This is a genomic window from Marseilla massiliensis (assembly GCF_023336985.1).
GTDB lineage: Bacteria > Bacteroidota > Bacteroidia > Bacteroidales > Bacteroidaceae > Prevotella > Prevotella intestinigallinarum.
This window is the reverse complement of record NZ_JAMBLP010000064.1, coordinates 1-337: the sequence shown is the minus strand read 5'-3', so window position 1 is coordinate 337 and position 337 is coordinate 1. Positions and strand designations below refer to the sequence as shown.

The following is a 337-nucleotide window of genomic DNA, read 5'->3' as shown; positions in this document are numbered from 1 at the left end:
TACCTTTGCATCCGCTTTCAGGGAACAACCTGATGAGCACCAAAAGAAAGAGTTCTTTGAGAAACTGAGATACAGAGACGAGGAGAGAGTAGCATTCAGGTTTGCCTGTTGGCCCTTGGTCATTCAGGCTATCCGATGTGGGCCAAAGGCGTGCGGCAAGTTCCGCGCTTCCTGCGGCCCGTTGCTATGGGATAAGGCGTTCCGGCAAAGGAACAGGCCCTTCGGGCTTTACGTCCGTTAGGGTTGAAGATAAAAAGTCAATTATACAATGTAGAGTTTGATCCTGGCTCAGGATGAACGCTAGCTATAGGCTTAACACATGCAAGTCGAGGGGCAG

1 protein-coding gene and 1 rRNA gene are annotated in these 337 nt (G+C 50.4%); both read left to right on the top strand.

Going from position 1 to position 337, the window contains the following annotated elements:
* Nucleotides 1–241, top strand: a 241-nt coding sequence (locus M3089_RS15745; RefSeq protein WP_249085265.1) for a hypothetical protein, incomplete at its 5' end; no start/stop codon positions are given.
* 24 nt (nt 242–265) lie between these two features.
* Nucleotides 266–337, top strand: a 16S ribosomal RNA gene (locus M3089_RS15740); the annotation flags it as partial.